We start from the raw sequence: 22,757 nt of genomic DNA on the forward strand, positions 1-22,757 counted from the left end.
CCGGCCGCAGCTCCGAACAGCTGCAATAAGTTTACGCAATGCCCGAGCCTTCAATTGCCCGCCTTCACACGACGAAAGGCTAAGACGTAAACTGACGCGACCGGCGTTGGTCCGATAGGATGGCCGGTAACCGCCGCTGGAGCCGGAAAATGGCAGAGAAGAAGGTCGTGGTCGCGGGCGCGACGGGTTTGGTGGGAAATGCCGCATTGCGGCACTTCGGCGCCGCCGGGGGATGCGACGTTCTGGCGCTGTCGCGGCGCAGGCCGCGCGAACTCCATGGCTCCAGGCATGTGCAGATCGACCTCACCGATGCCGTGCAGTGCCGGCGCGCCGCAACCGAATTGCAGGGCGCCACCCATCTTGTCTACGCTGCGCTCTATGAAGCGCCCAATCTGGTCGACGGCTGGCGCGATCAGGATCAGATCCGCATCAACGATTTGATGCTGCGCAATCTGATGGCCGCGCTCGAGCCGGTCGCGCCGCAGCTTCGGCATGTCGCACTTCTGCAGGGCACCAAGGCCTATGGCGTCCACGTCCGCCCGCTCACCGTGCCGGCGCGCGAAGGCCGTTCGGAAATGTACGAGCAGCCGAATTTCTACTGGGCGCAGGAGAATTTCCTGCGCGAGCTGCAGCAGGGCAAGGCCTGGCATTGGAGCATTTTGCGTCCCGTCCTGATCGTCGGTGAGACGATCGGCGGCGCGATGGACCTGATCCCGCCGCTCGGCGTCTATGCCGCCATGTTGCGCGAGCAGGGCCGGCCGCTCGATTATCCCGGCGGGGCCGCGCGGGTGTCGCAAGCGGTCGACGTCGATCTTTTGGCGCGCGCGATCGCCTGGGCCGGCGAGGCGGCCGCCGCGCGCAACGAAGCCTTCAACGTCACCAATGGCGATGTCTTCACCTGGGAGAATGTCTGGCCGGCGATAGCCGACGCGCTTGAGATGAAGCCGGGCAACGCCGTGCCGCTGTCGCTGGCGCAGGAATATCCGAAGTGGATCGCGCCGTGGGACGAGTTGCGGCGCAAGCATAATCTGATCTCGCCCGGTCTTGAAGAATTTGTCGGCCTGTCATTCCAGTACGCCGATTACAGCATGCGCCATGGCCAGACCCAAGCAGGCCCGCCCTCGATCGTCTCGACCGTGAAGATCAACCAGGCTGGTTTTACCGAGATGATGGACACGGAAGCGATGTTCCGGAAATGGTTCGCCCTGGCGCGATCGAGCCGCTTGCTGCCGTAGCACATTTGGGCTGCGCCGATCAGCGCCAGATGCCATCATGAATCCCCGGGGTAATCAGGAGGCTGTAATGCTGGATCACGTCTCGCTGGGCGTCAGCGATATCGAGCGGTCAAGGAAATTCTATGATCAGGCGCTTCGCCCGCTCGGCATCGAGCGCTTGTACGCTGACGGTCCAACCGCCGCCGGCTATGGCGCCGACCGCAAGGCCTTCTTCTGGATCGGTGAGAAAACCGCTTCGCAAACCGGCAGCCACGTCGCCTTTGCGGCCCACGACAGGGAAACCGTGGACCGGTTTCACCGGGCTGCGCTCGCAGCCGGGGGACGCGACAACGGGCAACCGGGACTGCGCCCGAATTATCACGAAGATTACTACGGCGCGTTCGTGCTCGATCCCGACGGCCACAACATCGAGGCGGTTTGCCGCAAGCAGGCGTAGAGCGTTTTCGAGCGAAGCATACCCTCGGACTAGGCTTCGAGGTGGCGGACAGGCCGATTTGTTGCTGGCTCAAACCGGCCGCGATTGACCAAAGGGGACAGTCGCAAACCATACTGACAAATTCTGTCACTACCGTGCACTAGTGTCGGATCATCACTTCCAACCAAAGGAAACTAGATGACCGAAACCAACCACGAAGCGCTCGCAATTGCGCAAACCTACGTCAACGCCATCGCCAACAAGAACGTCGATGCCATCATCGCAGTCGCGGCCGACGGTGTCGTTTGCACGTCACCCGTCGGGCGTATTACCGGTACGCAGAAGTTTCGAGAGTTCCACGACGGCTTCGCGCGCATGATCAGGAAGGTCACGGTTCTCGCCGCTTATGGCGACGATGACCGAGCCGTGATCGTCTACAGCGCCGAAACCCATCCCGTTCCGAATGCTGTGACCGCCGAGCTTATCAAGGTCGAGAACGGCAAGATTGTTTCCACCGACGTGATCTACGACGCGACCCCGTTCGCCGCCTATATGGCGACGGTCCAGCCGCACTGATGGCACTGTCAGCTATGAAACGGATTCAGTATCACCGCTACGGCGGAGCCGACACGATGAAGCTCGAAGACTTCGAGCTCAAAGCGCCGGGCTCGGGCGAGGTCGCCGTCAAGATCGCATTCGCCGCCATCAATCCCATTGATTGGAAGGTGCGCAACGGCCGTCTGAAAATGGTGACGGGGAGGACCTTTCCCCGCGCCATGGGCAGCGACTTCTCCGGGACGGTGATCGCCGTCGGCGTCGGCGTGACGCGCTTCAAGGTCGGCGATGCTGTCTTTGGCCTTGCTCAAATCAAGGACGGTGGTGCGCTCGGTGAGGCGGTGATTGCCCCCGAGACCTTCGTTGCCAGGAAACCGAACTCCGTATCCTTCGAAGAGGCGGCGTGCCTCGGAACGCCTGGCGTCACCGCGTGGAACGGCCTCGTCGACAAGGCCGTGCTGAAGGCGGGCCAAAGCGTCTTCGTCAATGGTTGCACTGGCGCAGTCGGGGATGCGACAGTCCAACTTGCGCGGATGCTCGGGGCGTCGGTGGCAGGGAGTTGCAGCGCCGATGCGATGCCTAGAGCGCAAGCGCAGGGCGTCAATCCCGTGTTCGACTATCGGCGAACCGATCTTTCGACACTCAGCGACCGCTTCGATGTTGTCTACGATACGGCCGCGACCATGTCGACGGCTGTCGGATTGGGTCTTGCGCGCAAGGGCGGCGTCTTCCTCGACATCGATCCGACGCCGGTGAAGTTTCTGCGTTCGGTCTTTAACCGGCGCCTGAAGCCCATTATCTGCACGGCACGCGCGGACATCCTCGACGGAATCGCGCGCGCGGCCGGAGAGGGAAAGCTGCGACTGCCGATCGTCGAGACTGTACCTCTCAAGGCTGCGATCCCGCTTCTCGCCGCCCTGGAGAAGGGCCGGAAAATCGGCGGAAAGGCCCTTGTTGGAATACCGTAAGCGGACTCGACATGCTGCTGCCAAATATTGGCAGGATAGGTGCTAGATTGCTTGCATGTCCAAAAGTCATCGGCTCTTCGACCTCATGCAGATGCTGCGGCGGCACGCACATCCAGTTTCCGGCGACACGCTCGCCCGCGAAGCCGGGGTGTCGTTGCGTACGGTCTACCGCGACATCGCGACATTGCAGTCGATGGGAGCCGAGATCGACGGGGAGCCCGGCGTTGGATACGTCCTGCGGCCGGGCTTCCTGCTACCGCCGCTCATGTTCTCCGAAGAGGAAATCCAGGCGCTCGCGCTTGGCGCGCAATGGGTGCGCCGCCAGACCGACGAGGGCCTCGCGCTTGCCGCCCACAACGCGCTCGCCAAGATTGCCGCGGTGCTTCCAGCCGAGCAGCGGCACAAAGTCGACGACAACAGCTTTCACGTCAGCCGCCGCGCGCCGCAGGCCAAGACCGTGGATCTTCGTGTCCTGCGCGAGGCCATGCGCGAGCAGCGCAAGCTCCGCATGGGCTATCGCGACGAGAAAGGCGGCCAGACTGAGCGCACGATCTGGCCGATCATGCTCGGCTTCTTCGAAGCCCGGCGCTTCATCGCTGGCTGGTGTGAGTTGCGAAAGGACTTTCGCACCTTTCGCTGCGACCGCATTGCGTCTATCAAGCTGCTGAAGGATCGATATCCGGGTCGTCGTCGCGACCTTGTTAAGCAGTGGCGGGCGCAAGTCGATGATAAGAGGCGACTAACATCGGAAGCTGGATGACGGTCTTCTAAGTAGTACCGCCTTGTGCCCCAAACTTCGCTTCCATCGCCTTGCGCGTCTTGATGGTGTCGTTGGCTTCGTCGACCTCGACATCGCTCCAGCGCACCACGGCGCCGTGGGCGACGTTGTTCTTCAGCTTGACGCGATGGGCCAGACCAATCGGCATCGCGCCGGCTTTGAGGCTGGCGGCTGCCGGCATCAACTTGCCCCACACCGTGTAGCCGCCTTCGCCGTCGAGCATTTCGCCGGCGCGCAGATCGCGTTTGGCGACCGCCGCGACGTCCCCGCGAAAACCATGGGGCTGCCCGGTCGGCTCGCCCCGCAGTGCCGCCGACAGGATCGAGATGTTCAGCTCAAGCCCGATCAGATGATAGGGCTTGTACATCGCCGCAAACCTGCCCGAGGCGTCGGTCTTCAGCCCGTATTGCTTGAAACAGTCCGCGGCATAATCGTTCGGTGCTTCCAGCACGACGTAGACGCCCCAGCGCAGATCGCGAAAGACCGGGCGGCCGTCACGCTCCAGCGACGACACCACTTCCACCACGCCGGATTTCTCCAGCACGCCGCCCTTGTCGCGCGGCCGCATCACATGCGGCAGGTCGTCGACGCCGCAGGGCGGAAACTTTAGGCCGTCGGTCGGCACGTCGAGCTGGCAAGCGTTGGCGATCGCCGCCATCTCGATCGCGGATTTGGTGCCGTCGAGAAACGAGTTGAACATTTGCGGGTTCATGCCGGCCGATTGCGCTTCATCGGCAGTCAGGCCGTAATGGCCCCAGACGCCTTCCGGCGTCACGTCATGATAGGCCGGCAGATACTTTGTACCTTTGCCGGCTGCGACGACGCGAAATCCGGTGGCGCGCGCCCAGTCCACCATCTCTGATGTGAGCGCAGGCTGATCGCCATAGGCAAGTGAATAGACCACGCCGGCCTTGCGCGCTTCCTCGGCGAGCAGGGGGCCTGCCAACACATCGGCCTCGACATTGACCATCACGACATGCTTGCCGGCGGCAATCGCGGCGCGGGCATGCCGGATGCCGACGGCCGGATTGCCGGTCGCTTCCACCACGACATCCATCGCCCCGCCGGCGATCGCGCGCGCGCCATCATCGGTGAAGGCGGTTCGTGCGATCCGCTCCTGGTCCCAGCCGACGGTACGGCACGCCTCGCGCGCGCGGTCGCGGTCGAGATCGATAATCAGCGGCACCTCAAGTCCAGGCGTGTGCGGCACCTGCGCCAGGAACATCGAGCCGAATTTGCCGGCGCCGATCAGCGCGACGCGAACCGGTTTGCCGGCGGCATGGCGGGCCTGGAGGAGGTGGTGGAGGTTCATGGCGGGGAATCCGTTCTACTTCTCGTCATTCCGGGGCGCGCCTCTTGGCGCGAGCCCGGAATCCATACTCCCGATCGTGGTTATGGATTCCGGGCTCGACGCTGCGCGTCGCCCCGGAATGACGGCTGATTGAAATGCGGCTTTGACGACTACTCCGCCGCCTGGCGATGCGCCCGTGCCAATCGCAGCAGCGCGTCGTCATCGACGGTCTGGATCGGCGTGAAATCGCGGTGAGCGATGTATTCCGGCCGCGTCGGGGTGCGGATGTAATTGGAAACCGCATTCAGCGTCAAATAGACGATCTTGCGCGGATAAGGCGTGATGTTGCCGGCTGAACCGTGCACCAGATTGCCGTGGAACATCAGCATGCCGCCGGCCTTGCCGGTCGGCGCGACGATGCCGCCTTCCTTCACCAGCCTCGTCACCGTGGTCTCGTCCAGCGTCCACAGCGGATAGGAAGTGGTCTCGAGATCGTGCGAGGCCTTGAGGTCGCCGGCGTGCTGGCTCTTCGGCACCAGCATCAGGGGACCGTTGATCGGCATCACCTCGTCGAGGAAGATCGCGATATTCATCGCGCGCGGCAGCAGCATGCCGTCGTCGCGCTTCCAGGTGCCGTAATCCTGATGCCATTGCCAGACGTCGCCGGTGAAGGCGGATTTGGCGTTGATCTTGTATTGATGCATGTAGACTTTTTCGCCGAACACCTGCTCGACCGGCTCGATCATGCGCGGATGTGCGCCGAGCACGCCGAACGCTTCATTGTAGAGATGCGCCGCAAAGGCGGTGCGCGGCGCACCGCTTTTCTCGCGCCACACCTCGGGCCGGTCGGCGTCGTAGATGCCTTCGGCCTCGCGCGCGAGATAGGCCACTTCCTCTGGGCTGAACAGCTCGGGCAGAAACAGCCAGCCTTCGCGGTTGAAATAGTCGATCTGCTCTTGCGTGAGTTTCATGGTCGTTCCTCCTGTTTTATTTTCTATTGTTTGTCATTCCGGGATGCGCCTCTTGGCGCAGGCCCGGAATCCATACTCACGATCGTGGTTATGGATTCCGGGCTCGTGACTTCGTCACGCCCCGGAATGACGACTTACGCCGCCCTATCCGTCGCCCTCAGTCTTTCCTCCGTCATCCGTCCCGCCGTTTGCGCATGCGCCAATGCCGCGGCCTCGGCTTTCCCGGCATTGCCGGCCAGGATCTGCACCGCGATCGCCTCGTGTTCGCTCCAGGCGCTGTCGCGGTAATCGAGTTCGGCCAGCACGGTGGCCATCGAGCGGCGCATATGCGGCCATTGCGGCGCGATCATTTCCTCGATCGCGGGGTTTCCTGCGAGGCGGTAGATCGCGCTGTGAAAGTCGACGTCGAGCGCAATCAGCCGCGCCAGCGGGGTGTCCTCGCCGATGGTCCGGCCGGCCTGCAGTGCCGCTTCCAGCGCCGCGCGCCCCGCCGTGTCGGTCTTCACGCGTCCGGCGGCAAGCCGTGCGGCCAGGGCGTCGATGGCCCCGCGGACCTCGTAGAGCTGTCGGATACGCGCCGGATCGAGCTCGGTGACCTCGAACCCGCGGCGGCCGCTCTCGGCCACCAGGCCCTGCCGGTGCAACAGATGCAGGGCGTGGGAAACCGGCTGGCGCGATACGCCAAGCTTCTCGGCCAGCTCGTTCTGGGTGATGCGCTGCCCCGGCGGCAGCGTGCGATCGATGATCGCCTCGAGGATCCGGGCATAGACTTGGTCGATCAGGTTGGGGAGCGGATCTAACGGGATCATGCCAGTCGTCCGAAATGGAATACGGAATTCCGTATTCGGTATTGATACCCCTGGCTGGCGGGACGGTCAAGGGGGCTTTGACCTGTGGAACTCTGGCCGAAGCTAGCCGGGCGCAAGCACCTCCACGTCGAACGTGCCGATCGCTTCCGCGTCCGCCACCGCGTCCACCGCCGATATCCGCTCGCCGCTGATGGTCAGCCGCAGCACGATGCGCAATTGCCCGCCGAGGACGACGGCGACCGCCAGCGCGCCGTTGACCAGTGCGGGCCTTGCGGCCTGGGCGCGGCCCTTGAAGGTTTCGGCAACCGCCGCAGCGCCGCGGATTTCCGGCAGCGAACCGAGCCGCTGGGCGGCCTGGTCGGCACGGAACACCACGTCAGGATCCAGCACCGCGAGCAGCCCTTCGAAGTCACCGCTGCGCGAGGCCGCCAGGAACGCATCCACGATCTGTTTCTGGCGGCTGAAATCGGCGTCGGGCGCGGGCGGGGTGCCCTGCACCCGGCGGCGGGCGCGGCTGGCGAGTTGCCTCGCTGCGGCGGGCGTGCGGCCGACGATCGGTGCGATCTCCTCAAAGGGAACGGCAAACATGTCGTGCAGCACGAAGGCCAGCCGCTCGGCCGGCGCCAGCGTCTCCAGCACCACCAACAGCGCCGCGCCGACGGAATCGGCCATGTCAGCATCGCGCTCGTGTTCGTCGTTGGCTGCAGGTTCCGGCACATCCGGGCCCATCGGTTGCTCGCGCCGTGATTTGCGTGACCGCAGCATGTCGAGGCAGACACGGGCGACCACCGTGGTCAGCCAGCCGCCGAGGTTTTCGACCGCGCCGGTATCGGTACGGCCAAGGCGCAGCCAGGTCTCCTGCACGGCATCGTCGACCTCGGCGGTCGATCCCAGCATGCGGTAGGCCACCGCCCGCAAATGGCCCCGGTTGGCCTCGAATTTCTCGGCCAGAAACTTTTTCTCGTCCATCGGTCACATTCCCATGTCGCGTTCCGTCTTGGCTATGACGAACGAAACCGTGCCGATGTGACAGCAAATCGGCACGGCGGCGTCAAAACCGAACAAAATTGGATGGAGAAGCAAACATGATGCAGGCTCGAATGAACCACCCCGTCATGGTCGTTCCCGACGCCATGAAGGCGCTGCACTCGCTCGGCGAACTGACCAAGAACAGCTTGCCGGAAAAGCTGCTTGAACTGGTGCATCTGCGCGCCAGCCAGATCAACGGCTGCAGCGTCTGTGTCGACATGCACCCCAAGCTCGCCAAGAAAGCCGGCGAGACCGATGAGCGGCTGTTCGCGGTCGCGGCCTGGCACGACACGCCTTACTTCTCGGACGCCGAGCGGGCCGCATTGGCGCTGACGGAAGCGCTGACCCGCATCAGCGACCGCGCAGACCCGGTGCCGGATGCGATCTGGAATGAGGCCGACAAGCAGTTCGACGAACAGGAGCTTGCAGCGCTGGTCCTGGCGATCGCCAACATCAATGTCTGGAACAGGCTCAATGTCGCCGTGCGCCAGCCGGTGGGCGCCTGGAAGGTGTGAGGGGCGAATACGCGGGGGTCCGGCCCGGAATCCCGGGACACTGGCCGCAATTCCAGTGCGCGGGCTCGTGCTTAATTTACCGGCGCGAGCTAAAGAACAAGCCTGGCCGATCCCGATCGGCCGGGCTTTTTCGTTTGCCCCACCATCCATTCCGGTCCGCCCGTTATGTCAGAGCCCCGATCCATGTTGCGACCGTCGATCCGCAAACGAATCCTTGCCATCGCGGTCGGGCTGATTGTCCTGATGGCGATCACATCGGTTCTGTCGACGGTGATGACGCGAAAGGTCGCCCATCAGCTCGATGAGCTAAGCGGCAAATATGTCGAGGCCTACGGGCATCTGGCGCGGATGAATGTCCGCTCGCTGGAGCAGGCGCTGGCGGTTCGCAGGATGGTAATCGCAAAGACGCAGTCGCCGCCGGATGATGCCGCTTTTGCGGAGCACCAAAAAACCTATGAGGCGAAAGACCTGGAGATCGACAAAGAGGCGCAGGCCGCGCGGGTGCTGATCAATGCGATCATCGACGACACCTCTACCGATTCCGATAACGCCAGGCTCGGCCGGATCGACGACCGGATCGAGAACGTCAACAAGGACCTTCGCCGCTACTTGAGCGATGAGAACAAGCGGATGTTGCCGCTGCTCGCTTCCGGCAATTTCGCCGAGGTAAGGGCGAGCCTCGCCCGGGCCGACACGCTGCGCGACGACTTCAATCAGAAGGTGGAGGAAATCCGAAAGGATATGCTGGCGCAGGTCCGCAGCGATGCCGTGGTGACGATGCGTGACCAGCAAAAGGCCATCGTGATCTCCATGATCCTGACGGTGCTGGCGGCCGTATTGGGGTTGATGTTCGCGATCTTCGTCAGCATCGGCATCACCCGGCCGGTCCGGCGGCTGCTGGATGGCACCCGCGCCGTCGAGGCCGGCCGCCTCGATGGATCGATCGACGTCACCACGCGGGACGAGATCGGCCAGCTCACGTCCGCGTTCAACAACATGGTCGAGCAACTGCGTCACAAGGAGAAGATGCGCGAGACCTTCGGCCGCTATATCGACCCGCGCGTCGTGGAAGGATTGATCAACCGTCAATCGCTGACCACAACCGATGGCGAGCGCCGCGTGATGACCGTGCTGTTCTGCGACATGAAGGGATTTACCAGCCTCAGCACGGGCATGACGCCGCAGGGGCTGGTCAAGGTCATGAACCATTATCTGTCGACGATGTCGGGGCCGATCCGCAACCATCATGGCATCATCGACAAATATATCGGCGACGCGATCATGGCCTATTGGGGTCCTCCGTTCAACGAAGACGGCGAGCAGGCGCGGCTGGCCTGTTTGGCTGCGATCGACATGGCTCGCCGCGGTACAACGTTGCGGACGGAGCTTCCCGAATTGCTCGGCGTGCGCACGGTGCCGAGCGACTGCGACGTCCGGATCGGCGTTGCGACCGGCGAGGTGCTGGTCGGCAGCATCGGTTCGGAATTCATGATGAGCTACACGGTGATGGGCGACGCGGTGAATCTGGCGTCGCGGCTGGAGGGCGCCAACAAGGCCTATGGCAGCCATTGCCTGGTCTCGGCGCCGACCATCGCCGCAGCCGGTGACGGATTAGCATTTCGCGAGATCGACCGCCTGGTCGTGGTCGGCCAGAGCCAGCCGGAGACGGTGTTCGAGATCATCGGGCGCGAGGACGAACTCACGCCGGACCAGGTGTCGCTGCTGGACAGCTATTCGAAAGGGCTCGCCGCCTATCGCGAGCGCCGTTGGGACGACGCGCGCCACGCCTTCAGCGCCGGGCTCGAAGCGGTCCCCGGCGACGGTCCGTCCAGGGCATTTATCAAACGCATCGGAGAGTTTCAGGCAAACCCGCCTGCCGCCGATTGGGACGGTGCATGGCGTCTCGATGAAAAGTGATCAGTGCCGGCAGCGCTCACGCCGCCAGGAACTCCATCACGGCGTCGGAGTATTCCTTCGGCGCCTGATCGAAGATCCAGTGGCGGGCGCCGGGGATCACGGCCGTTCTGGCGCCCGGAATATGCTGTGCCAGCACGCGCCAGATCTGGGCCAGCGAGCCCTGTGTGTCGCCGCCACCGATCAGCAAGGTCGGCATCCTGATCGATTCCGCTTCGCTGCGTGAAAATGGCCTGCGTTTCTCGCCGACCTGGCCGATCAGCGTATAGGCGTTGTCGCGGAGCTGCTGTTTGGGTGCGGCCGGCAGTCGCTTCCACGTGCCCTCGCCATCGATCATGTCGACGATCAGGTCAAGCGCGCCGTCGATATCGCCGGCTTTTACTTTCTCCACCGCAGCCGGAATCCGCGCCGCAATCGCCGACGAACCCGGGCCCGCACCGGCTGAACTGAGCGTGGCGTCGAGGTCGCCGCCGGGCTCGGCGAGCACCAGCTTGCGCAATAGATCCGGCCGCTGCTCGGCGACGCGAAAGGCGATATGCCCGCCGCGGGAATGGCCCATCAGGTCGACGGGACCGAGTTTCAGTTGCTCGATGAAGCCGATCACGTCGGAGACATGCTGCGCCATCAGATAGTCGTTGCCGACGCCGTCCCAGTGCTCCGGGAAAAAGTGCCGCAGGCTGAGCGAGATCACGCGGTGTTTTTTCGACAGCGGTCCGAGCACCGGATACCAGGTGCGGAAATCGCCGAGCGTGCCGTGGACGCAGACCAGCGGCGGGCCCTGTCCGACGTCGAGATAGGCGATGTCGTAGCCGTTGACGGGAAGCGTTTGCATGGGATCAAGCCTCTGCCAGGAACGCGAGCACGATCTCGCAATATTTCTGCGGCGCCTGTTCGAACATCGGATGCGTGGCGCGGGGGATCATCTCGGTGCGGGACCCCTTCACATTCGCGGCCAGCGCACGCAGCACCAGCGGCGGCGTGCCCCTGGTGTTGGCGCCGCCGATGAACAGCGTCGGCGTCGTGATCGCTTCCGCATCCGCCTTGGAGAACGGCGGACGCGAGTCGCGCATCTGGCCGATCAGCGTGGTGGCGTTGTCGCGCAGCAACTGCTTCGGCATCGCCGGCAGGCGCTTCCAGGCCCCGGGTCCTTCGAGCGCGTCGATGAAGATGGCAAGCCCGCCATCGATATCGCCCTTGGCGATGACCTCCGCGGAGGCCGCAATTCGGGCCGCCAGCGGCGAGGGGCCGGGCTCGTAGGCGGGATCGAGCGAGGCGTCGAGTTCGCCGCCGGGCTCGGCCAGGATCAGTTTTCGCAACAGGTCCGGCCGGCGCTGCGCGACGCGAAACGTGATGTGCCCGCCGCGGGAGTGGCCCATCAGATCGACCGGTCCGATGCCGAGTTTCTCGATGAAGGCGATCACGTCGTCGACATGCTGCGCGATCGAATAGGTGTCGCCGATTCCGTCCCAATGGTCGGGAAAGAAGTGCCGCAGCGACGGCGCGATGACGCGGTGTTTTTTCGACAGCAGCCCCATCACCGACGACCAGATCCGGAAGTCGCCCAGCGAGCCATGCACGCACACCAGCGGCGGGCCGTCACCGGCCTCGAGATAGGCCATGTCGAAGCCGTTGACGGGGAGGGTTTGCATAAGGGGCTCGGTGTGCGGGGGCGGCGCCATTGAATGGCGCGGTGAATATCCCACATCATCGGAAGTTGTTTATGCCGTCAAGTTCCCTCAGGTTTCGGGTGGATAGCAACAATCTCCAAGCCTAGATTTGGGACCAGCATCAAGCTCAAACTATCGGAGCGAGAGGATCTGGAGCGAGATCATGACCGAACAGCAATTTGCGATATTCGACACCCCGATCGGCCGCTGCGGCATCGTGTGGGGCGAGCGCGGCATTGTGTCGGTGCAACTGCCGATGGGCGACGAGAAGAAAACCCGCACCCGGCTGCAGCAGCGCCATGGCGACATCGACGAGGCGCATCCGCCGGCGAACGTGCAGGCTGCGATTGAAGGCATTGTCGAACTCCTGGCCGGCAAGCCGAACGACCTGGCGGACGTCGTGCTCGATCTCGACGGCGTGCCCGAATTCAACCGCGGCGTCTACGACATCGCGCGCACCATTCCGCCGGGCCAGACCATGACCTATGGCGACATCGCGAAAAAGCTCGGCGGCGTCGAGCTGTCGCGCGACGTCGGCCAGGCACTCGGCCGCAACCCCTGTCCGATCGTGGTGCCCTGCCACCGCGTGCTGGCGGCGGGCAACAAGCCGGGCGGCTTCTCCGCCAATGGCGGCGTGGTGACGAAACTCAAAATGCTGGCGATCGAAGGCGCGGTGGTGAACCACACGCCGAACCTGTTCGATTGAGGCGCGTTAGCGCCCCTTGAAGTTCGGCGGTCGCTTCTCGTTGAACGCCAGCACGCCCTCGCGGCGGTCCTCGGTCGGCACCATGCGGTTATAGGCCTCGATCTCGAGCGCAAGGCCGTCGCGCAGCGATGATTGCAGGCCGCGGTGGACCGCGAGTTTCGCTTGGCGGACCGAGATCGGGGCGTTGCGGGCGATGTGCGACGCCGTCGCCAGCGCTTCCCGCAGCAGGTCGGCTTGCGGAAACACTTCGTTGACGAGGCCCCAGTCGCGCGCCTGCGCTGAAGTAAACGGCTTGCCGGTCAATATCAGTTCCTTGGCCCGGCGCTCGCCGACCGCGCGGGGCAGGGTTTGCGTGCCGCCGCCGCCCGGCATGATGCCGAGCGTGACCTCGGTCAGGGCAAAGCGTGCGGTCTCGGCGGCGTAGAGGAAATCGCAAGCGCCTGCGATCTCGCAGCCGCCGCCATAGGCCGCACCATTGACGGCGCCGATGATCGGGACCGGGCAGTCGATCAGCGCCCGCACCATCCGCTCGAAGATGACGTGCTGGCGCGTCCATTGCTCGTCGGTCATGCCGCGGCGCTCCTTGAGGTCGCCGCCGGCGCAGAACGCCTTGTCGCCGGATCCGGTCAGGACGATGCAGCGCAGATTGGCCGGGTCGAGCGCCACATCCTCGAAACAGCGCACGAGATCGCGGCCCATCTGGGTGTTGAGCGCGTTCGACGCATCCGGCCGGTTCAGCCGAACGATCGTCACGTGGTCATCGACCCGTTCCAGCGCGAGGGTTTCGAAGGCAGGTGTTTCCGGGGCCGCGCTCATAGCGCCTGGCAGGTAAACCCGTTGCCGGCGCGGCGGATCTTTCCGACGGAAGGTGAAGGGAAATGCGCGGTGCAGCACAGCGTGTCGGTGTCGCAATAGCGTTCGAGGAAACTGCGGCGCGTGACGCCCGCCGCCGCCTGGTCGACGTCGAACTTGACCGACATTTCCGGATAGCGCGCTTGCAGCGGCGAATGCATCAGATCGCCCGAGAACACCGCATCGTCCTTGCCGCGGCCGAAGGTGAAGGCGAGATGGCCGGGCGTGTGGCCCGGCGTCGGCAAGAGGCGCGCGTGGTCGCCGATCGCAAAATCGTCGCGCACGATTTCGGACTGTCTGGCTTCGACCACCGGCAACACGCTGTCGCCGAACGGCGGCACGGGTGCTTTTGAATTTGTCTCGGTCCAGTAATCGAACTCGGTCTTGCCGAACACGTAACGCGCCTTCGGGAAGGTCGGCACCCAGCGGCCGTTTTCCAGCCGCGTGTTCCAGCCGACGTGATCGACATGCAGATGCGTGCACATCACGTAATCGATATCGCCGACCGAAAAACCCGCCGCGGCGAGCCCGCGCGCGTAAGTGTCGTCGGTCTTCATGTTCCATTTCGGACGCAGCGGCCGCGGCTTGTCGTTGCCGATGCAGCTGTCGATCAGGATGGTGTGGTGCGGCGTCTTGACGATGTAGGACTGGAAGCACAGGATCAGCACGTCCTCGGCGTCGAGCGCACCGGTCTTCTGCATCCAGCCGCGGTTTTCCGCCAGCACTTCCGGCGTCAGCCCCGGCAGCATCTCCAGCGCTGGCACGAAGGTGGCTTCCTGCTCGATGATGCGGTGGATCGTGAGATCGCCGACGGTGAATTTCAGGCTCATGGCTTTTCCTTGTTCTTGCTGTCGCGAACGGAGGGAATGATGAAGTTTGTCAGCATGTCGAGCGCGCCATTACCCTGTCGCCCTTGCGAATAGAGGCCGGATGTCGTCATCACGACGAGATCGAGGTCCGGAACGATGAAAAGGCGCTGGCCGCCGAGACCCATTGCGGCAATCCACTTCACCTCCGTCTCTTGAGCGATCGAGCGGCCCATCCACCATTGCTGGCCATAGAAGAACAGCCCGCCGAAATAGCCGATCGCCTGGAAGCGCGGCCGGATCGATTGCTCGATCCAGCCCGGTGAGACGATCTGCCGGCCAGCCCAGATGCCGCGGCTGAGCACGAGCTGGCCGATTTTCGCGGCGTCGCGCGGCCGCAGGCGGAGGCCGGCGGCGGCAGCGATACGCTCGTTGCGCCACTTCATCCATTCCCAGTCGGTGATGCCCAGCGGCCCAAACAACGTCTCGCGCGCGAAAGCCTCCAGCGTCTTGCCCGAAACGCGCTCGATGACGTTGCCGAGCAGGTCAATGCCGCCGCCATTATAGACCCACACTCTGTCGGGCGCCGCCGCGATCGGCTTGGACAGCACATAGCGGAACGGGTCGGCTTCGCTGCCTAGATACGGCTCGTCGTTCTTCGGATCGTTCCACGCACGGTTCTCGTCCCACTGTATGCCCGATGACATCGTCAGGAGGTGGCGGAGCGTGACCTGATCCCAGCCCGGCGATTTGACCGAGGCATATTCAGGAAAGAATTTGACGACGGGCTCGTCGGCGCTCGCGATCAGCTTGCGGTCGATTGCGATGCCGATCAGCAACGAGACCGCGCTCTTCGACACCGAGCGCATGTCGTGCCTGGTGGTAGCATCGAAATCGTGCTGGCCGCCGCCCTGGCCCCAGGGCTCGTCATAGCCCGCAAAATATTGCTCGAATACCAGTCTGCCGTGGCGGACGATGACCACGGCGTGGACGTTGGCTTGCGTTTCCTTCAGCCGCGCCGCGATGGTGCAGAGCCGTTCGCTGTCGAGGCCCGCGCTGTCGGACGAATCGATGATCCAGCCATCGTTCAAGGCGGATGGTGCGCCGCATGCGGTACCGGTCTGTCCCCGCGCGGATGACACGGCAAGCAGCAGAAGCACGGCAGCGATGCCGAGGCGCCGCAATTTGCTGCCGCCCTCACGCATGCTGCCGTCTCCGTTGTTACGCCGGCGGGGGAGCCGAGATTTTCACCGACGGCCGCTCCAGCATTTTCTGATGGAAGGCATCGAGCTTCGGGAACGCCTTGCGCCAGCCGCAATCGGCAAAGCGGAAATCGGCATAACCGAGCACGCAGACGAGGCCGATCTGTACGATGTCGAACGGCCGCGACAGCACCTCGGGCTTGTTCTCGAACCGCGCCATGCCGGTCCAGGCCCGGTTCCAGTGGTCGTCGGACCAGGCCTGCCATTGCAGTCCCTGCGGCCGCACCATCTTTTCGTAACGGCACAGCAGCATGGCGTCGAGCATGCCCTGCAGCAGCGCGTGATCGGTCTTGACCTGCCAGCGCGTCGGGCCGGAGGCCGGGATCAGCTTGCCGCCGCCGGCGAGTTCGTCGAGATATTCGACGATCACGTAGGAATCCAGGATGACGTCGCCATTGTCGAGGATCAGCACCGGCAGCTTCTTCAGCGGGGTGATCTTCGAATATTCCTCGTTGGCGGTGCCGGGCGCCACCGTCGCCGAAATGAACTCGATCTTGTCGATCAGCCCGGTCTCGATCGCGGCGATGCGGACCTTGCGGGCGAATGGCGAGGCGGGAGAGAAGCTGAGTTTCATGTTGTTATTTCCTGAAATGACTCGTTCCTCCGTCATTGCGAGGAGCGTTAGCGACGAAGCAATCCATACTTTGTGGCTATGGATTGCTTCGCTTCCCTCGCAATGACGTGGTGGCGGCGAGGCCCGCCGCCACCAGCCTCACGCCTCGATGACTTGCTGCCGCTGCTCGCCGAGGCCCTCGATGCCGAGGGTGACGACGTCGCCGACATTGAGGAATTGCGGCGGCTTCATGCCGGCGCCGACGCCGGGCGGCGTGCCCGTGGTGATGATGTCGCCGGGCAGCAGCGTGAGGAACGTCGAGACGTAGGCAATGCACTTCGCCATCGTGAAGATCATGGTCGAGGTCGAGCCGGTCTGGCAGCGCTTGCCGTTGACGTCGAGCCACATCGACAGCTTCTGCACGTCGGCGATCTCGTCCCTGGTCACCAGCCATGGGCCGACCGGGCCGAACGTGTCGTGCGACTTGCCCTTGGTCCATTGGCCGCCGCGCTCCTGCTGGAAGTAGCGCTCGGAGACGTCGTTGCAGACGCAGTAGCCGGCGACGTGATTGAGCGCGTCGGCCTCGCTGACATATTTGGCGCGGGTGCCGATGATGGCGGCGATCTCGACTTCCCAGTCGAGCTTCTTGGACTCGCGCGGCTTCTCGATCGCGTCGTTCGGGCCGCTCAGCGAGGTGTTGGCCTTGAGGAAGAAGATCGGCTCCGGCGGAATCGGATTGCCGGTTTCCTTGGCGTGATCGACATAGTTGAGGCCGATCGCGACGAATTTCGAGATGCCGGTGACCGGCGCACCGAAGCGCGGCTTGCCATCGACGGCGGGAAGTTTTGAGGGGTCCAATGCGGCAAGCTTGGCCAGCGAAGCGGGCGCGTAGGCCTCGCCGTTAAGATCCTTCACATGCGCGGAAAGATCGCGCAGCTGGCCGGATTTATCGATCAGGCCGGGCTTTTCCTGGCCAAGCGCGCCGTAACGAACAAGCTTCATTGTACTGCTCCCTCAGGGGTTTATTTACTTGGAATGCTTCATGGAACAGCGGGCGGGGAAATTCAACCACGGAAGCGTCCCGCATTGCAGGTCTCTTAATTCGTAGGGTGGGTGGAGCGCAGCGATACCCACCAGCTTTCCTGCATCCTGAGGCGGTGGGTATCGCTTCGCTCCACCCACCCTACAATCCGGGTTCACCCCAGCGCGATGAACTTGAAGGCGTCCCCCTCGCGCCTGATATGGCCGGCATTGAAGTGCCCGCCGATGACAAGCGTCGGCGTATCGGCAAAACGCCCGAACAGTTCGCGCCGCGTCACGGCCGACGCTTTGGGGTCGGAATCCGCGGTTGACGACCAGTCGAGATGGGCCATCTGGCAGGGGTGATGGGCGACATCGCCGGTGAGCAGCCCCTCCTGGCCGTCGGACTTGATGTGGATGCTCATATGGCCGGGGCTGTGGCCGGGCGTCGGGATCAGGGTGATTTCGTCCGAAAGCCTGGCATCGCTCGGCACCAGATCGGCCTTGCCGGCATCCGCGATCGGTTTGACGGAATCGCCGAACACCGCCTTTTTGTCGGGCTCGTCGCTGTGGTCGCGCCAGTGTTCGAACTCGGTCTTGCCGAACACATAGCGGGCGTTGGCGAAGGTCGGCACCCACTGGCCGCCGACCAGCCTGGTGTTCCAGCCGACATGGTCGACATGCAGGTGGGTGCAGAGCACCGTGTCGATGCTGTCAGGCGCAAAGCCCGCCGCGGTCAATCTGTCGAGGAACGGGTCCTGGCGGTTGTTCCAGGTCGGTACGTTGCGGCCCTGCTTGTCGTTTCCCAATCCGGTGTCGACGATGATCCGCCGCTTTGGTGTTTCCACCAGCAGCGAATGGATCGACATTTTGAGGCGGCCCTCTTCGTTGGCGAAATGCGGGATCAGCCAGGGCAGCTTCTGGATCTCTTCGTTGGTCGCGAGCGGCAGGATGAAGCGGGTGCTGCCGACGGTCTCGAGCTCGACGACCTTGGTGATCTTGACCTTGCCTATCGTCCAGTGCATCCGGCGGTTCCTCCTTGAGTTTCTTGCTTACCTCTCCCCGCAAGGGCGGGGCGAGGGAGTACGCTACCGCGCGCAATCGACAATGACCGTGCCGAGCTTGTCGCCTTTTTCCACCGCGAGATGGGCCTGCGCGGTGTCTGCGAGTGCAAACTGCCCGGCCACGTTGTGGATGCGCTTGCCTGCCGTGAGCCACTTCGTGATGTCGGCCTGGGCTGCGGCCAGCAGCGGCGGCGGCAGCGCGAACAGCACCAGCGCACGCAACGCGATGCACTTCTCCATCAGGTCACGCATCGGGACCAGCGGCGTGCGATTGCCGTTGGTGGCGTAGACCGCGATGGTGGAATTCATGGCCATCAATTTCAGGGTGATGGCGATGTTGCCGCCGAAATCGACGTCGACCACGCGGTCGACGCCGCGCCCGCCGGTGAAGGCCAGCACTTTGGCGATGACGTCATCATTGCGGTAGTTGATGACGAGATCGGCGCCGGCAAGCCGCGCCTGTTCGGCCTTCGCTTCCGAACTGACGGTCGCGATCACCTGCGCGCCGCCCCATTTTGCAAGTTGCACCGCATAATGGCCGACCGCGCCGGCGCCGCCGGTGACCAGCACGGTTTTCCCCGTAATCGGACCATCGCAGAACAGGCAGCACCACGCTGTCATGCCGGGAATTCCGAGCGTGGCGCCGGCGGCGTATGAAAGACTGTCCGGCAGCGGCGTCACCAGATGCTCTGATAGCGCGATGTACTCCGCCGCGGTGCCGAAGGCGCGGCCGTTGCGTTGGCCGTTGAACAGCCAGACACGCTGACCGACTCTCAGATGCATGGCGCCTTCGCCGACCTGGTCGATGATCCCGGCGCCGTCGCTGTTGGGGATCACGCGCGGATATTCCATCGCGCGATAGCTGCCGCCGCGGCGGCCGACATCGGCGGGATTGACGCCGGACGCCTTCAGCCGCACCCGGACTTCGCCCGGGCCGGCCTCAGGTGTCGGCATCTCGCCATAGGTCAGCACCTCGGCCGCCGGGCCCGCCCGCTCGTACCAGACCGCTTTCATCCAGCGCCCCTTACACTACAGCGTGCCCGGGAACGCACCGCCGTCGAGCAGGATGTTCTGCCCGGTGATGAAGCCGGCCTTGGCGCTGCACAGGAAGGCGCAGGCCTCGCCGAATTCCTCAGGCGTGCCGAACCGTCCGGCGGGATTGAGCTTGGCGCGCTCTGCCAGCACCTGCTCGACGTCGATTTTGCGCTTCTCGGCTTCGCCCTTTGCGGTGCCGCGCAGGCGATCGGTGTCGAAGGGGCCCGGCAGCAGCCCGTTGATGGTGACGTTGTTGATCACGGTCTTGCGCGAGATACCGGCAACAAAGCCGGTGAGGCCGGCGCGGGCGCCGTTGGAAAGGCCCAATATGTCGATCGGCGATTTCACCGCGGCGGAGGTGATGTTGACGATGCGGCCGAACTTGCGCGCCATCATGCCATCCACCGTCGCCTTGATCAGCTCGATCGGGGTGAGCATGTTGGCGTCAACAGCCTTGATCCAGTCGTCGCGGGTCCAGTTGCGGAAATCGCCGGGCGGCGGGCCGCCGGCGTTGTTGATCAGAATGTCCGGATCGGGACAGGCCTTGAGCACGTCCGCACGTCCCTGGGGCGTGGTGATGTCGCCGGCGACTTCCGTCACCGTTACGCCGGGATGCGCTTTGCGGATTTCATCGGCGGTCTTTTTCAGCGCTTCGGCGCCGCGCGCCGTCAAGGTGACGTGCACGCCTTCATTGGCCAGTTGCATCGCGCAGGCGCGTCCCAAACCCTTGCTGGAGGCACATACGATGGCGCGGCGGCCTTTGATTCCAAGATCCACTGTCTCACTCCCGTTATGTCAGGTGATTTTCTAGACTTCGATTGGAGCAGTGTAGCCAATCGCGACCGCCATGATAAGTGGCTCGTCGCTGCGCGAAATGCATATCAGTCGATCACTGCCTGCTAAATTCGCTGCTCTCGCTTCAGCCGGTCGATGGTGGCGGTGACGTCAGGCGGCAGCGACCTGAAGCCCTTTTGCCCGGCCGTCGAAAGCAGCGGCCGCAATTGCGAGCCGTTCAGGAATGCCGGCTGGCGATCGCTTGGGACGAGCTGGTCGAAAACCAGCACCAGCGTGATCGCGACCAGGCCGACCCGCACCGCACCAAGCGCCGCGCCGCCGAGGCGATCGCCGATACCGGCCGATCCGATGGTGTCGTCGAGCGCCATGCGCCCCACCTTTCCGAGCACCATGCCTGATATCAGGAAGACTCCGAAGAACAGCAGCGAATTCTGCATCAGGGGCGAGCCGAGTTTGTCGCCGAGTTGCGGAGCCAGCAACGAGGTGGCCGCCACCGCGATCGGCATCGCGAACAGATAGGCGAGTATCGTGACCGCGCTGCGCAACAGACCGGAGTTGAAGCCGGTGACCACGGCAATCAACAGGGCGAGATAGACGACGGCATCGAAGCTGTTCATGGATGAAAATCGCTGCCTGTTCCTTAGCGCCGCCGTCTGGTCAATGAAACGGGTTCTCGGTCGCTAAAATCGTAGGTATCAATGGCTCGCTCACTTCCGGGACTTCGCCATGTCTGGCCTATTCGACGTCCGTAAAGAAATCATACTCATCACAGCGCGAGCCAGCGCCTCGGCCGGCAATTCGCACGGATGCTGTCGGGTGATGGGTCTGTCTCCGCGGATGCAAACCCCTCATCCGCCTTCGCTGCGCGAAGGCACCTTCTCCCACAAGGGGAGAAGGGAAGAAGGGCGCAGTGCGGCAGCCAGGATGAGCCAACGGGTCGCGCGAATGCGCGCCCGATGACAGGCTCCGCGATATCCCGGAATCTCTCTACCGGATCCCCGCATGTCGCTTCCGCTCATGCGGGCTACCCGCTATGAATTTCAAATGGACAAGAAATTTACGGTAAGGCGCGCTTCTCCAGATGATGCCGGTGCGGTTGCCCGGATTCATGTCGAAGCCACCCGCGCAGCCTACCGGGATATCTATACAGCTGAGTACTTAAACGCCCTCTCTGTCGAAGAGCGTGCTTCCCGCTGGATTGAAAAGGACAGGGGTCATCTGGCCATTGGCGACCCGTTCGGCGTATTCGCAGCGTTTGACAATGACGTCATGATTGGTTTTGCGGATGTCGGACCAACCAATGAAAAGGCTGTCGCGGAGCTTTATGCGATTTACCTGGATCCTGATTATATAGGGAAGGGTGCAGGCAGGGCTCTCCTGGAAGCGTGCGCCGACTACGCGGCCAGCCATGGCTATAAGGCGATGACCGCGACCGTATTGAGCAGAAATTCCCTGGCGCGTGCATTTTACGGGCGCACGGGTGCAGAGGCGGAAACAGAGACCGAAAGATTGATCGAAACGGGCGGCACCAGGGAGCTGGTCATTTCGTATCGTTGGGCAAATCTGAGATTGCAGTGACAGCTGCGTGGGGTGCGTTCTCTTTAACCCGGCGCTACGTGCGAGATGGCGGGTTGAAGCGAACCCGCCCTACGGGAGCTTCTTCAAAGGGGGGGGCGGCTGTGCCGGGCGAGCGCGATCTTGCAATGCTGTTGCAGAACATGAAGCCGGAAATGCACGACGGCGTCTTCGTGTTTTGCAGCATCCCGGCAGACAAGGAAGTTCCTGCCGCACTCAGGCCGGTGCACCTGTTCCGTGAACGGGAGGGAACCACTCTCGTGATGCGGCGTGAGGAGGCCGAAAGCGCAGGTTTGCCGCATCAATTCGCATCGCGCCTGATCACGTTGACCGTTCATTCCTCGCTGGAAGCGGTGGGCTTTCTGGCCGCAATCACCGGCCGGCTCGCACAAGCCGGCATCAGCGTGAATGCCGTGTCGGCCTATTACCACGATCATCTGTTCGTGCCCGAGCACAGAGCCGATGAAGCGCTGCAGCTTCTGCAGGATATGTCCAAACCGAATTCAACCGCGTAGGGCGTTTCTTCATAATCCGCCGGTCCAGCGCTCTGTCATTCCGGGGCACGCGAAGCGTGAACCTCAGATGTGCAATTGCACATCGGGGAATCTCGAGATTCCGGGTTCGATGCTGTCGCATCGCCCCGGAATGACGGGAGAGGTGCGACAAAACAACCCGACGGGCAAATCAGTTCTGTTTTACGGAAATCGTGTCAAGCCCCGAAATAAAAAATATTTCTGTTTACCAGAAGGCAAATCAGGGGCATATATTCGCCCATCCCGTCCTACTCAGAAGGGCGTCGGCCGTCGTCACGGACGTTGGGCGGGTTGCGGTGGACGCTGGTTTACGCCTCGACGACGGCGTGGATAAGCGTACGGCAAAACCGTGTGGTCCTGGCGCCCGTTGCAGGCGTCAAGCTGTCGGAGAAGCGCAAGCGGGAACGGC

The 22,757-nt window shown here is 63.4% G+C and carries 25 protein-coding genes; 10 read left to right on the forward strand and 15 right to left on the reverse strand.

Annotated elements, in window-relative coordinates:
* Positions 1 to 149 precede the first annotated feature (149 nt).
* The 5 genes from JQ629_RS32135 (at position 150) to JQ629_RS32155 (ending at position 3,933) form a co-directional block, all read left to right on the forward strand.
* The gene (locus tag JQ629_RS32135; protein ID WP_212416021.1) at positions 150 to 1,235 is read left to right on the forward strand and encodes an NAD-dependent epimerase/dehydratase family protein; all 1,086 of its coding nucleotides are present in this window, start codon (positions 150 to 152) and stop codon (positions 1,233 to 1,235) included.
* Between the two features lie 67 nt (positions 1,236 to 1,302).
* Positions 1,303 to 1,671: a VOC family protein gene (locus JQ629_RS32140; RefSeq protein ID WP_212416022.1), complete on the forward strand. Its 369-nt coding sequence runs from the start codon at positions 1,303 to 1,305 to the stop codon at positions 1,669 to 1,671.
* A gap of 177 nt (positions 1,672 to 1,848) precedes the next feature.
* The gene (locus JQ629_RS32145; RefSeq protein WP_212416023.1) at positions 1,849 to 2,226 is read left to right on the forward strand and encodes a nuclear transport factor 2 family protein; all 378 of its coding nucleotides are present in this window, start codon (positions 1,849 to 1,851) and stop codon (positions 2,224 to 2,226) included.
* A gap of 14 nt (positions 2,227 to 2,240) precedes the next feature.
* Entirely contained in the window at positions 2,241 to 3,173 is a 933-nt protein-coding gene (locus tag JQ629_RS32150; RefSeq protein ID WP_212416024.1) for an NAD(P)-dependent alcohol dehydrogenase, read from the forward strand.
* Positions 3,174 to 3,228: 55 nt separating this feature from the next.
* Positions 3,229 to 3,933, forward strand: a complete 705-nt coding sequence (locus tag JQ629_RS32155) for a helix-turn-helix transcriptional regulator (protein WP_212416025.1) — start codon at positions 3,229 to 3,231, stop codon at positions 3,931 to 3,933.
* Between the two features lie 7 nt (positions 3,934 to 3,940).
* Here the strand turns inward: JQ629_RS32155 and JQ629_RS32160 are convergent, their stop codons facing one another.
* The 4 genes from JQ629_RS32160 to JQ629_RS32175 form a co-directional block, all read right to left on the reverse strand.
* A complete protein-coding gene (locus tag JQ629_RS32160; RefSeq protein ID WP_212416026.1) occupies positions 3,941 to 5,263 on the reverse strand; it encodes an NAD(P)H-dependent oxidoreductase in 1,323 nt (440 codons plus the stop codon).
* Positions 5,264 to 5,412: 149 nt separating this feature from the next.
* Positions 5,413 to 6,213 (reverse strand): phytanoyl-CoA dioxygenase family protein, encoded by an 801-nt coding sequence (locus JQ629_RS32165; RefSeq protein ID WP_212416027.1) that lies wholly within the window; start codon positions 6,211 to 6,213, stop codon positions 5,413 to 5,415.
* A 134-nt stretch (positions 6,214 to 6,347) separates the two neighbouring features.
* A complete protein-coding gene (locus JQ629_RS32170) occupies positions 6,348 to 7,022 on the reverse strand; it encodes a GntR family transcriptional regulator (RefSeq protein WP_212416028.1) in 675 nt (224 codons plus the stop codon).
* 102 nt (positions 7,023 to 7,124) lie between these two features.
* The gene (locus tag JQ629_RS32175; protein ID WP_212416029.1) at positions 7,125 to 7,991 is read right to left on the reverse strand and encodes a sigma-70 family RNA polymerase sigma factor; all 867 of its coding nucleotides are present in this window, start codon (positions 7,989 to 7,991) and stop codon (positions 7,125 to 7,127) included.
* 119 nt (positions 7,992 to 8,110) lie between these two features.
* On the opposite strand from JQ629_RS32175, the gene JQ629_RS32180 reads away from it, so the two are divergent.
* Positions 8,111 to 8,566, forward strand: coding sequence for a carboxymuconolactone decarboxylase family protein (locus tag JQ629_RS32180; protein ID WP_212416043.1), 456 nt, complete (start codon positions 8,111 to 8,113; stop codon positions 8,564 to 8,566).
* Positions 8,567 to 8,749: 183 nt separating this feature from the next.
* A complete protein-coding gene (locus tag JQ629_RS32185; protein ID WP_212416030.1) occupies positions 8,750 to 10,483 on the forward strand; it encodes an adenylate/guanylate cyclase domain-containing protein in 1,734 nt (577 codons plus the stop codon).
* Positions 10,484 to 10,499: 16 nt separating this feature from the next.
* Here the strand turns inward: JQ629_RS32185 and JQ629_RS32190 are convergent, their stop codons facing one another.
* Positions 10,500 to 11,312 (reverse strand): alpha/beta fold hydrolase, encoded by an 813-nt coding sequence (locus JQ629_RS32190; RefSeq protein ID WP_212416031.1) that lies wholly within the window; start codon positions 11,310 to 11,312, stop codon positions 10,500 to 10,502.
* A 4-nt stretch (positions 11,313 to 11,316) separates the two neighbouring features.
* The gene (locus tag JQ629_RS32195) at positions 11,317 to 12,129 is read right to left on the reverse strand and encodes an alpha/beta fold hydrolase (RefSeq protein WP_212416032.1); all 813 of its coding nucleotides are present in this window, start codon (positions 12,127 to 12,129) and stop codon (positions 11,317 to 11,319) included.
* 181 nt (positions 12,130 to 12,310) lie between these two features.
* Here JQ629_RS32195 and JQ629_RS32200 point away from each other — a divergent pair, with 181 nt between their 5' ends.
* Complete coding sequence (locus JQ629_RS32200) at positions 12,311 to 12,853, forward strand: methylated-DNA--[protein]-cysteine S-methyltransferase (protein ID WP_212267157.1); 543 nt, start codon at positions 12,311 to 12,313, stop codon at positions 12,851 to 12,853.
* Between the two features lie 6 nt (positions 12,854 to 12,859).
* Here the strand turns inward: JQ629_RS32200 and JQ629_RS32205 are convergent, their stop codons facing one another.
* The 9 genes from JQ629_RS32205 to JQ629_RS32245 form a co-directional block, all read right to left on the reverse strand.
* The gene (locus JQ629_RS32205; protein ID WP_212416033.1) at positions 12,860 to 13,669 is read right to left on the reverse strand and encodes an enoyl-CoA hydratase/isomerase family protein; all 810 of its coding nucleotides are present in this window, start codon (positions 13,667 to 13,669) and stop codon (positions 12,860 to 12,862) included.
* Positions 13,666 to 14,535, reverse strand: coding sequence for an MBL fold metallo-hydrolase (locus tag JQ629_RS32210; protein WP_212416034.1), 870 nt, complete (start codon positions 14,533 to 14,535; stop codon positions 13,666 to 13,668). Before JQ629_RS32210 ends, JQ629_RS32205 begins: the two co-directional genes overlap by 4 nt.
* A complete protein-coding gene (locus JQ629_RS32215; protein ID WP_212416035.1) occupies positions 14,532 to 15,716 on the reverse strand; it encodes a serine hydrolase domain-containing protein in 1,185 nt (394 codons plus the stop codon). Before JQ629_RS32215 ends, JQ629_RS32210 begins: the two co-directional genes overlap by 4 nt.
* A gap of 16 nt (positions 15,717 to 15,732) precedes the next feature.
* Positions 15,733 to 16,347, reverse strand: a complete 615-nt coding sequence (locus JQ629_RS32220; RefSeq protein ID WP_212416036.1) for a glutathione S-transferase family protein — start codon at positions 16,345 to 16,347, stop codon at positions 15,733 to 15,735.
* Between the two features lie 138 nt (positions 16,348 to 16,485).
* The gene (locus JQ629_RS32225) at positions 16,486 to 17,328 is read right to left on the reverse strand and encodes a fumarylacetoacetate hydrolase family protein (RefSeq protein ID WP_212416037.1); all 843 of its coding nucleotides are present in this window, start codon (positions 17,326 to 17,328) and stop codon (positions 16,486 to 16,488) included.
* Positions 17,329 to 17,522: 194 nt separating this feature from the next.
* Positions 17,523 to 18,371, reverse strand: a complete 849-nt coding sequence (locus JQ629_RS32230; protein WP_212416038.1) for an MBL fold metallo-hydrolase — start codon at positions 18,369 to 18,371, stop codon at positions 17,523 to 17,525.
* 63 nt (positions 18,372 to 18,434) lie between these two features.
* A complete protein-coding gene (locus tag JQ629_RS32235; protein WP_212416039.1) occupies positions 18,435 to 19,424 on the reverse strand; it encodes an NADPH:quinone reductase in 990 nt (329 codons plus the stop codon).
* 15 nt (positions 19,425 to 19,439) lie between these two features.
* Positions 19,440 to 20,222: an SDR family oxidoreductase gene (locus JQ629_RS32240; RefSeq protein ID WP_192738251.1), complete on the reverse strand. Its 783-nt coding sequence runs from the start codon at positions 20,220 to 20,222 to the stop codon at positions 19,440 to 19,442.
* A 122-nt stretch (positions 20,223 to 20,344) separates the two neighbouring features.
* Positions 20,345 to 20,857 (reverse strand): CvpA family protein, encoded by a 513-nt coding sequence (locus tag JQ629_RS32245; RefSeq protein WP_212416040.1) that lies wholly within the window; start codon positions 20,855 to 20,857, stop codon positions 20,345 to 20,347.
* 385 nt (positions 20,858 to 21,242) lie between these two features.
* On the opposite strand from JQ629_RS32245, the gene JQ629_RS32250 reads away from it, so the two are divergent.
* Together JQ629_RS32250 and JQ629_RS32255 are read left to right on the forward strand one after the other, a co-directional pair.
* Positions 21,243 to 21,818 carry a GNAT family N-acetyltransferase gene (locus tag JQ629_RS32250; RefSeq protein ID WP_212416041.1) on the forward strand — a complete coding sequence of 192 codons (576 nt, stop codon included), beginning with the start codon at positions 21,243 to 21,245 and terminating at the stop codon, positions 21,816 to 21,818.
* Between the two features lie 101 nt (positions 21,819 to 21,919).
* Positions 21,920 to 22,330 carry an ACT domain-containing protein gene (locus tag JQ629_RS32255; protein ID WP_212416042.1) on the forward strand — a complete coding sequence of 137 codons (411 nt, stop codon included), beginning with the start codon at positions 21,920 to 21,922 and terminating at the stop codon, positions 22,328 to 22,330.
* Positions 22,331 to 22,757: the final 427 nt, after the last annotated feature.

The organism is Bradyrhizobium sp. AUGA SZCCT0222 (genome assembly GCF_018130205.1).
GTDB lineage: Bacteria > Pseudomonadota > Alphaproteobacteria > Rhizobiales > Xanthobacteraceae > Bradyrhizobium.

What these genes read in the sequence shown, in the direction of transcription:
- JQ629_RS32135 (WP_212416021.1), top strand. Translation starts at nt 150, where the DNA reads ATGGCAGAGAAGAAGGTCGTGGTCGCGGGCGCGACGGGTTTGGTGGGA.
- JQ629_RS32140 (WP_212416022.1), top strand. Translation starts at nt 1,303, where the DNA reads ATGCTGGATCACGTCTCGCTGGGCGTCAGCGATATCGAGCGGTCAAGG.
- JQ629_RS32145 (WP_212416023.1), top strand. Translation starts at nt 1,849, where the DNA reads ATGACCGAAACCAACCACGAAGCGCTCGCAATTGCGCAAACCTACGTC.
- JQ629_RS32150 (WP_212416024.1), top strand. Translation starts at nt 2,241, where the DNA reads ATGAAACGGATTCAGTATCACCGCTACGGCGGAGCCGACACGATGAAG.
- JQ629_RS32155 (WP_212416025.1), top strand. Translation starts at nt 3,229, where the DNA reads ATGTCCAAAAGTCATCGGCTCTTCGACCTCATGCAGATGCTGCGGCGG.
- JQ629_RS32160 (WP_212416026.1), bottom strand. Translation starts at nt 5,263, where the DNA reads ATGAACCTCCACCACCTCCTCCAGGCCCGCCATGCCGCCGGCAAACCG.
- JQ629_RS32165 (WP_212416027.1), bottom strand. Translation starts at nt 6,213, where the DNA reads ATGAAACTCACGCAAGAGCAGATCGACTATTTCAACCGCGAAGGCTGG.
- JQ629_RS32170 (WP_212416028.1), bottom strand. Translation starts at nt 7,022, where the DNA reads ATGATCCCGTTAGATCCGCTCCCCAACCTGATCGACCAAGTCTATGCC.
- JQ629_RS32175 (WP_212416029.1), bottom strand. Translation starts at nt 7,991, where the DNA reads ATGGACGAGAAAAAGTTTCTGGCCGAGAAATTCGAGGCCAACCGGGGC.
- JQ629_RS32180 (WP_212416043.1), top strand. Translation starts at nt 8,111, where the DNA reads ATGCAGGCTCGAATGAACCACCCCGTCATGGTCGTTCCCGACGCCATG.
- JQ629_RS32185 (WP_212416030.1), top strand. Translation starts at nt 8,750, where the DNA reads ATGTTGCGACCGTCGATCCGCAAACGAATCCTTGCCATCGCGGTCGGG.
- JQ629_RS32190 (WP_212416031.1), bottom strand. Translation starts at nt 11,312, where the DNA reads ATGCAAACGCTTCCCGTCAACGGCTACGACATCGCCTATCTCGACGTC.
- JQ629_RS32195 (WP_212416032.1), bottom strand. Translation starts at nt 12,129, where the DNA reads ATGCAAACCCTCCCCGTCAACGGCTTCGACATGGCCTATCTCGAGGCC.
- JQ629_RS32200 (WP_212267157.1), top strand. Translation starts at nt 12,311, where the DNA reads ATGACCGAACAGCAATTTGCGATATTCGACACCCCGATCGGCCGCTGC.
- JQ629_RS32205 (WP_212416033.1), bottom strand. Translation starts at nt 13,669, where the DNA reads ATGAGCGCGGCCCCGGAAACACCTGCCTTCGAAACCCTCGCGCTGGAA.
- JQ629_RS32210 (WP_212416034.1), bottom strand. Translation starts at nt 14,535, where the DNA reads ATGAGCCTGAAATTCACCGTCGGCGATCTCACGATCCACCGCATCATC.
- JQ629_RS32215 (WP_212416035.1), bottom strand. Translation starts at nt 15,716, where the DNA reads ATGCGTGAGGGCGGCAGCAAATTGCGGCGCCTCGGCATCGCTGCCGTG.
- JQ629_RS32220 (WP_212416036.1), bottom strand. Translation starts at nt 16,347, where the DNA reads ATGAAACTCAGCTTCTCTCCCGCCTCGCCATTCGCCCGCAAGGTCCGC.
- JQ629_RS32225 (WP_212416037.1), bottom strand. Translation starts at nt 17,328, where the DNA reads ATGAAGCTTGTTCGTTACGGCGCGCTTGGCCAGGAAAAGCCCGGCCTG.
- JQ629_RS32230 (WP_212416038.1), bottom strand. Translation starts at nt 18,371, where the DNA reads ATGCACTGGACGATAGGCAAGGTCAAGATCACCAAGGTCGTCGAGCTC.
- JQ629_RS32235 (WP_212416039.1), bottom strand. Translation starts at nt 19,424, where the DNA reads ATGAAAGCGGTCTGGTACGAGCGGGCGGGCCCGGCGGCCGAGGTGCTG.
- JQ629_RS32245 (WP_212416040.1), bottom strand. Translation starts at nt 20,857, where the DNA reads ATGAACAGCTTCGATGCCGTCGTCTATCTCGCCCTGTTGATTGCCGTG.
- JQ629_RS32250 (WP_212416041.1), top strand. Translation starts at nt 21,243, where the DNA reads ATGTCGCTTCCGCTCATGCGGGCTACCCGCTATGAATTTCAAATGGAC.